This window comes from Amycolatopsis sp. NPDC104819 (genome assembly GCF_055583145.1).
Map to the genome: position 1 here is coordinate 1 of NZ_JBVJON010000004.1, position 6,865 is coordinate 6,865.

Annotated in this window: 4 protein-coding genes; 2 read left to right on the top strand and 2 right to left on the bottom strand. The window is 72.7% G+C overall.

Annotated elements, in window-relative coordinates; all coding sequences use genetic code 11:
* Positions 1-104 precede the first annotated feature (104 nt).
* Together ACZ63E_RS12765 and ACZ63E_RS12770 are read right to left on the bottom strand one after the other, a co-directional pair.
* Positions 105-2,597 carry a polynucleotide kinase-phosphatase gene (locus tag ACZ63E_RS12765; RefSeq protein WP_465336113.1) on the bottom strand — a complete coding sequence of 831 codons (2,493 nt, stop codon included), beginning with the start codon at positions 2,595-2,597 and terminating at the stop codon, positions 105-107.
* Positions 2,594-3,961, bottom strand: a complete 1,368-nt coding sequence (locus ACZ63E_RS12770) for a 3' terminal RNA ribose 2'-O-methyltransferase Hen1 (protein ID WP_465336114.1) — start codon at positions 3,959-3,961, stop codon at positions 2,594-2,596. The genes ACZ63E_RS12765 and ACZ63E_RS12770 overlap by 4 nt, the downstream gene beginning before the upstream one ends.
* A 66-nt stretch (positions 3,962-4,027) precedes the next feature.
* Between ACZ63E_RS12770 and ACZ63E_RS12775 the strand changes: the two genes are divergently transcribed.
* Positions 4,028-5,995: a thioredoxin domain-containing protein gene (locus ACZ63E_RS12775; RefSeq protein WP_465336115.1), complete on the top strand. Its 1,968-nt coding sequence runs from the start codon at positions 4,028-4,030 to the stop codon at positions 5,993-5,995.
* A 113-nt stretch (positions 5,996-6,108) separates the two neighbouring features.
* Positions 6,109-6,666 (top strand): hypothetical protein, encoded by a 558-nt coding sequence (locus ACZ63E_RS12780; protein WP_465302666.1) that lies wholly within the window; start codon positions 6,109-6,111, stop codon positions 6,664-6,666.
* Positions 6,667-6,865 lie beyond the last annotated feature (199 nt).

Below are 6,865 nucleotides of genomic sequence, written 5' to 3' on the forward strand. Positions count from 1 at the left end.
CCCCCCCCCCCCCCCCCCCCCCCCCCCCCCCCCCCCCCCCCCCCCCCCCCCCCCCCCCCCCCCCCCCCCCCCCCCCCCCCCCCCCCCCCCCCCGCGGCGGGCGGTCAGAGCCGCGGGTCCACCGGGTCCGACTCGAGGGCCAGCACCGCGAACACACACTCGTGGACGCGCCACAGCGGCTCCCCGCGGGCCACGCGCTCGAGTGCCTCCAGGCCGAGCGCGTACTCCCGCAGCGCCAGCATCCGCTTGCGGTTCAGCCCGCGCTTGCGCAGCCGCTCCAGGTTCGACGGCAGCGTGTAGTCCGGCCCGTAGATGATCCGCAGGTACTCGCGCCCCCGCACCTTCACACCCGGCTGGACCAGGCCACGCGCGCCGTGGGTCAGGTTGGCCGCCGGCTTCACGACCATGCCCTCGCCGCCGGCGCCGGTCAGCTCCTCCCACCACGCGACGCCGCGGGCGACCGACTCCTCGTCGAGGAGGTCGACCGCCAGCGTCCGGGTGCGCTGGAACCGCGGCCCGGCCAGCCGGCCGAGCATCGACAGGTGCCACTCGTGCGGCCGGTCGTGGTAGCTCGCCCCTTCCGACGCCAGCAGCTGGAACGGCGCCAGCTTCACGCCGTCCAAACCCGAGGTGGGCCAGCAGTACCGCCGGTACGCCGCCCGGTACGACTCCACTGTGGACTCTCGGGTTGCCGTGCGCTCCAGCAGGTCCGTGACGTCGATGCCGCGCGCGGCCGCCGTGGTCAACGCCGTGACCGCCGCCGGCAGCACGGCCTCGGCCGCCGCGCCGACCGCCGCGTACTGGTCCGAGATCAGCGAACCCGCCTTCGCGCTCCACGGCAGCAGCTCGGCGTCGAACAGCAGCCAGCCGCTGTTCAGCCCGTCGAACAGCTCGGCCGCCGCCGTCCGCACCTCCGACAGCAGTGAAGCGTTCTGCGCGGCGGAGAAGAACGGCCGCCCGGTGCGCGTGTACACCGCGCCGCCGCCACGGATGCCGAAGCGCCGGTACGCGACGTCGTCGTCCTGGCACACCAGCACCACGGCCCGCGAGCCCATGTGCTTCTCCTCGCACAGCACGGACTGCACCCCGGCCGCCCGGAACTCGGCGAACGCCTCTTCCGGGTGCTCCAGGTAGTCCTCCCGCGAAGACGTCGAACACGGCGCCATCGTGGGCGGCAGGTACGTCAGCCACCGCGGGTCGACCGCGAACCGGCTCATCACCTCGAGCGCCGCCGCGGACTGCTCCGCCGAGACGCCGACCCGCCCGTGGTGGGTGGTCTGCACGATCCGCTTCCCGGTGACGTCGGCCAGCTCCAGCACGGCGGGCTCGCGCCCACCCAGCGGCCGCGACGCGTCGAGCGGCTTCGACGGCTCGTACCAGACCTGGTGCGCCTTCACCGAGACGACTTCCCGCTCGGGGTAACGCAGCGCGGTCAGCTTCCCGCCGAAGACGGCCCCGGTGTCGAGGCACATGGTGTTGTTGACCCACTCCGGCTCCAGCGTCGGCGTGTGCCCGTAGAGCACCATCGCGGACCCGCGGTAGTCCCGCGCCCACGGCAGCCGCACCGGCAGGCCGTACTCGTCGGTCTCGCCGGTGGTGTCGCCGTAGAGCGCCATGCTGCGCACCCGGCCGGACGCGCGTCCGTGGTACCGCTCGGGCAGCCCGGCGTGCGCGACGACGAGCTTGCCGCCGTCGAGGACGTAGTGCGCGATCAGGCCGTCGCAGAACTCGTGCGCCTGCCGGCGGAACTCCTCGGTCTCCGCGCCGAGCTGCTCCAGCGACTCCGCGAGCCCGTGCGCGACGTTGACCTTCCGGCCGTGCAGCGCGCGCACCAGCTTCTGCTCGTGGTTGCCGCAGACGACCAGCGCGTTCCCGCTCTCGGCCATCGCCATCACGCGCCGCAGCACGCCCGGCGTGTCCGGGCCGCGGTCGACGAGGTCGCCGACGAACACCGCGGTCCGCCCCTCCGGGTGGACGCCGTCGGCGTACCCCAGTTCGCCCAGCAGCTCCTCGAGCTCGGCCGCGCAGCCGTGGACGTCACCGATGACGTCGAACGGCCCGGTCAGCTCGCGCTTGTCGTTGCGCAGCGGCTCGAGGACGATCTCCGCTTCGGCCACCTCGGTCTCGCCACGCAGCACGTGCACGCGCCGGAACCCCTCGCGCTCCAGCGACTTCAGCGACCGCACCAGCTCCCCGCGCTGCCGCCGGATCACGTGCTCACCGAAGTCGCGGTCGGGCCGTCCGGCGTTGCGGGCCGCGCAGACGCCGAGCGGCAGGTCGAGCACGATCGCCGTCGGCAGCACGTCGTGCTCCTTCGCGAGCTTCACCAGGCTCGCCCGCGAAGCGCGCTGGACGTTCGTCGCGTCGATGACGGTCAGCCGTCCGGCCGCGAGCCGCTTGCCCGCGACGTAGTGCAGTGTGTCGAAGGCGTCGGCGGACGCGGACTGGTCGTTCTCGTCGTCGGCGACGAGCCCGCGGAAGAAGTCGCTGGAGAGCACCTGCGTCGGCGCGAAGTGCGTGCGCGCGAACGTCGACTTGCCGGAGCCGGAAGCGCCGACGAGCACAACGAGCGACATGTCGGGAACGGTCAGCTTCACGCGGCCACCTCCTTCTCACTCGTGAAGACCGCCAGCTGGGTCGGCGGTCCTGAAGTCTGGTCCTCCGGTCCCACCGGCAGGTAACGAACGGCGTAGCGATTTCGGGCCGCGACGCCGTCCGCCCAGCCGCGGAATTGCGCCCTCGTCCATTCGAACCGGTGGTCGGCGTGCCGGAAATGCCCCATCGGCAGGAATTCGAACAGCCGGTTGTACTCCGCGTTGGGCGTCGTGACGAGCACGGTGCGCGGCGCCGCGACCGCGAACACCGCGTGCTCCAGGGCCGGCAGCCGCTCCTCGTCGACGTGCTCGACGACCTCCATCAGCACCGCCGCGTCGTATCCGGCCAGCGCCGGGTCGGCGTAGGTCAGGGCGGACTGCCGCAGCGTCACGCGGCTGCGCTCCTTCAGGCGCTTCTCCGCGATGTCCAGCGCGCTCGCGGAGACGTCGACACCGACGATCTCGGTGAACGACGGCTCCTTCTCGAGCACGCGCAGCAGCGCGCCACTCCCGCAGCCGAGGTCGAGGACGCGCCGCGCGCCGGCCGCCCGCAGCGCGGCGAGCACACTGCCGTGGCGCTGGGTGGCCAGCGGCTCCGGCCGGTCGGGCACCTCGGTGACCAGCGCCTCGGCCTCCGCCGGGACGTCGTCGGACTCGGCCAGCCGCGAAAGCGCGTAGCTCACGACCGGGCGGCGTCGCTCCAGGTAGCGATTGGTGATCAGCGTCCGCTCGGGGTGGCCGGCGAGCCAGCCGTCACCGGCGCGCAGCAGCTTGTCGGCCTCGTCCTGCCCGACCCAGTAGTGCTTGTCGCCGTCGAGGGCGGGCAGCAGGACGTAGAGGTGGCGCAGCGCGTCGGCGACCCGATGGGTGCCGGTGAGCCGCAAGTCGACATAACGACTCTCGCCCCACTGCGGGAACTGCGGGTCGAGCGGGATCGGCGTCGCCGTGACGGCCCAGCCGAGCGGCTCGAACAGCTTGTGCACCACCTCGGCCCCGCCGCGCGCCGACAGCGACGGCACGTGGATCTCCAGGTCGAAGGCCTCGTCGACCAGCTCCGGCCGCGCGGCGCAGCGCCCGGCGAGCGCGGTCGTGAACGCCGCCCGCAGCGCCACCGCGAGGTACGAGCCCCCGGCGTACGGCCGGTCGTTGACGTACTGCGTCAGCGACGTCCCACCACCGCGGACGAGCGCGATGGGGTCGATCTCGACGAGCAAGGCGACGCTGCAGCGTTCCGGCGCGGCTTCGGGGTAGAAAACGTGCGCGGTGCCGGCGGACAGCGCGACCGACTGCGCCTTCTCCGGATGCTTGTGCAGGAGAAAGCCCAGGTCGGTGGCGGGGGTACGGGTCGTCGTGATCGTCAACAGCACCCGCCCAGTGTGGCGGAGGGGCCGGTGACCGCGCGCCCGGTTTTCCCGGGTGCGACCCTGGACGGCATGAACCGCCTCGCCAGCGCGACCAGCCCGTACCTGCTCCAGCACGCGGACAACCCGGTCGAGTGGTGGCAGTGGGGCGCCGACGCGCTCGCCGAGGCGAAACGGCGGAACGTGCCGATCCTGCTCTCCGTCGGCTACGCCGCCTGCCACTGGTGTCACGTCATGGCGCACGAGTCGTTCGAGGACGCCGAAACCGCAGCCGTGATGAACGCGCACTTCGTGAACATCAAGGTCGACCGCGAGGAACGGCCGGACATCGACGCCGTCTACATGGCCGCCACGCAGGCGATGACCGGGCAGGGCGGCTGGCCGATGACCTGCTTCCTCACCCCGGACGGCGAGCCGTTCCACTGCGGCACCTACTACCCGCCGACGCCACGGCCGGGCATGCCGTCGTTCCGGCAGCTGCTCGCCGCCGTCGCCGAGGCTTGGCAGGAGCGGCCCGACGAGCTGCTGAACGGCGCCAAGCAGATCGTCGCGCACATCGCGGAGCAGACCGGGCCGCTGCAGGAGTCCGTTGTGGACGAAGCCGTGCTCGCGGCCGCCGTCGAAAAGCTGCAAGGGGACGCCGATCCGGTCAACGGCGGCTTCGGGCGGGCGCCGAAGTTCCCGCCGTCGATGGTGCTCGAGTTCCTGCTGCGCCACCACGAGCGCACCGGCTCCGAGGCCGCGCTGTCCCTTGTGGACAAGGCCGCCGAGGCGATGGCCCGCGGCGGGCTGTACGACCAGCTGGCCGGAGGCTTCGCACGGTACTCCGTCGACGCCGAGTGGATCGTGCCGCACTTCGAGAAGATGTTGTACGACAACGCGTTGCTGCTGCGCTTCTATGCCCACCTCTGGCGGCGCACCGGCTCGGCGACGGCGTTGCGCGTCACCACCGGTACCGCGGAGTTCCTCGCCGCGGACCTGCGGACGCCCGAAGGTGGCTTCGCGTCTTCGCTGGACGCGGACACCGACGGCGTCGAAGGCCTGACGTACGTCTGGACACCGGCGCAGCTGCGTGACGTGCTCGGCGACGACTCGGCGGCCGAGCTGTTCGGCGTCACGCCCGAAGGTACTTTCGAGGAGGGCGCGTCGACGTTGCGCCTGTTCGGCGACCTGCCGGAGGCCATGCGCGTCCAGCTCCTGGAGGCGCGCGCGAAGCGGCCGCAGCCGGGCCGGGACGACAAGGTGATCGCGTCGTGGAACGGCCTGGCGATCACGGCGCTGGCCGAAGCCGGTGTCGTCCTGGATCGTCCACAGTGGATTCAGCTGGCGGTCGACGCCGCCGAGCTGCTCCTGCGGGTGCACGTCGTCGACGGCCGGTTGCGGCGCAGCTCGCGTGACGGTGTGGTCGGGGACTCGGCGGGGGTGCTGGAGGACTACGCCTGCGTCGCCGACGGGTTCCTGGCCCTGCACCAGGCGACGGCCGACGCGCGCTGGCTCACCGAGGCGACCCGGCTGCTCGACCTGGCGCTGACGCACTTCGCGTCCCCGGACGTTCCGGGTGCGTACTTCGACACCGCCGACGACGCCGAGGTGCTGGTCCAGCGGCCCGCCGACCCGGGGGACAACGCGAGCCCGGCGGGAGCGTCCGCGCTGGCCGGGGCGCTGCTGACGGCGTCTGCGCTGGCGGGCCACGACAGCGTCGGCCGCTACCGCGACGCCGCCGAGCAGGCACTGCGGCGGGTCGGCGTGCTGGCCGCGCGGGTGCCGCGGTTCGCCGGGCACTGGCTGTCGGTCGCTGAGGCGCTGCAGGCCGGTCCGGTGCAGGTCGCGGTGGTCGGCGCGGACCCGGCGTTGCGCCTGGCCGCGGCCCGCGGGGTGCACGGTGGCGGCATCGTGCTGGCCGGCGAGCCGGACGCGCCCGGTGTGCCCCTGCTGGCCGACCGTCCGCTGGTCGACGGCGGTGCGGCGGCGTACGTCTGCCGCGGTTACGTCTGCGACCGCCCGGTCACGACCGCGGAAGCCCTCACCGCCCAGCTCTGACCCCGAGCTTTCACGTGAAAGCTCGGTTCCGCCGTGGGTGAACGCCGTCCCGATCCAGCTGCATCGCGCGTAGCGTGAGTTACGTTGTAATCATGTAATCGCGGAGGTGCGACATGGGACGAGGCTGGAAGGGCGGCCGCGGCTGGCAGCAGGGCGAGGTGCCGTCGGCGGACGACGCGGCGGCCTGGTTCGGCGGGCGCCTGCCCGACGGCTGGTTCACCGGCGCGCCGGAGGTCACGGTCGACCGCGAGGAGATCATCGTGGTCGGCGAGCTGCCGGCGCTCACCGAGGAGTACGCCGACGACGCGGCCCGCGCGGCCGCGGAGGAGGGCCGGATCAGCCGGTACCGCGAGGAGACGCGCGACGAGCGCATCGAGATCGCGCGCCAGGCCGAGCACCGCTACCAGCGCAAGGTGGCGTGGGGCGCGAAGCTCGGCGGTACGACCGCGTTGTTCACGACGCATTCGGCGCCGGTGATGACCCGGCTGCGCCAGCCGGAACGCCTGATCCTCGACACGCTGGTCGACGCCGGCGTGGCGCGGTCGCGGTCCGACGCGCTGGCGTGGGCGGTCCGCCTGGTCGGCGAGCACGCCGACAGCTGGCTCGGCGACCTGCGGGAGGCCATGAGCAAGGTCGACGACCTGCGCTCGAAGGGCCCGGACCTGGCCTGAAAGCCGCTAAAGAGCACGGCCCGTGGGGTGCCGCCCCCTCGGTGGCACCCCACGAGCCTGCCGCGGCTTGGGGGGGGGGGGGGGGGGGGGGGGGGGGGGGGGGGGAGGAAAAAAAAAAAAAAAGAAAAAAAAAACAAAAAAAACCACAAAAAAAAAAGAAACAACACCCCCCCCCCCACCCCCCCCCACAACAAAGAAA

What these genes read in the sequence shown, in the direction of transcription:
- ACZ63E_RS12775 (WP_465336115.1), top strand. Translation starts at nt 4,028, where the DNA reads ATGAACCGCCTCGCCAGCGCGACCAGCCCGTACCTGCTCCAGCACGCG.
- ACZ63E_RS12780 (WP_465302666.1), top strand. Translation starts at nt 6,109, where the DNA reads ATGGGACGAGGCTGGAAGGGCGGCCGCGGCTGGCAGCAGGGCGAGGTG.